This is a genomic window from Variovorax sp. P4_D9, assembly GCF_056401695.1.
Map to the genome: position 1 here is coordinate 1 of NZ_JBFUIU010001570.1, position 992 is coordinate 992.

Genomic DNA, 992 nt, shown 5'->3' on the forward strand with positions numbered 1-992 from the left:
GCACTGCGCTGCACGTTCTCCAGCACGGAGAATAGCCGCCCAAGCCTGTAGCCGGGGTTGAGAGATTGCAGATCGAGACTCACAGGTATCTCCTCGTTATAAACATTGACCCCTAGGCGGCGGTCGCGCGCCAGGACTCCCTTGCACAAGGCCACACGCACGCCTGACACGTCTCCGTCGGCGCGCATTCGCATGATCACGTTGGTCAGCAGGCTGCGCGGGTAGTGCGCGCCGGTCAGAATGGCGCGCATCAGTTCGCCTGCGAGGTGCGGTGACACGTCTTCCGCCTTGGAGCGGCCATCGCGCGACGGCGCCGTGGCCAGCGTCAGCCGCCAAGCAGACGGTGCCACCTTCCAAGGCAGTGGATCGATACGCAGGTCGCGCTCGTGGTCGGCCGCTCGTTGCGCGAACACCTCGAGCGTGTCGCTCTGCCAGAATCGGATCGATAGGCGCGAGATATTGGGCGCCAGGCCCAGCACGAACATGCGCGTACCCTTGTCGAGCCGCGGATCGAAGCTGCCCAGCGGCTTGGGGCGGCCCTGCCCGACGTCGTCGAGCACGCGGCGCAGCTTCTCGGCTTCCTGAACATCGTCGCTCCGCGGGTCGATGAAAAGCTGAAACAGCGATTCAGCTGCCTGTGCTTCCTGCGCATCGTCGGTTTCAGCCCAGAACACCACGCTGGCATCGCCGATCTGCAGTCGCTGGCGGTTGTGTTCTCCACGCCGAAGCAGGTGATTGAGTACGGTGGTGTAGGCGAAAGCGGCTTGTTCCGATACGGGGGCGTTCTCGCCTTGGCTCTTGCCGTATGAACCGAAGGATTCAAGGTTGAAGGAGACGATGGACGCACCTGAGCTTTGCGCCCCGTTCACGCCCTTGATCGCAGGATGCAGCCGGGCCAACGGCAGGTGGTCGCCGGTCACCAAGCAGATGCCTTCGTTTCCCTCTGCTTCGCCGTCGACCCGGCCCAGCAAACGAGCACGCACCGCCTGTGC

1 protein-coding gene is annotated in these 992 nt (G+C 64.0%); it reads right to left on the minus strand.

What is annotated here, in order from left to right:
* Positions 1-992: type I-C CRISPR-associated protein Cas8c/Csd1 (gene cas8c, locus AC1DY5_RS56965; RefSeq protein WP_478122929.1), on the minus strand; the 992-nt coding region annotated here is incomplete at both ends.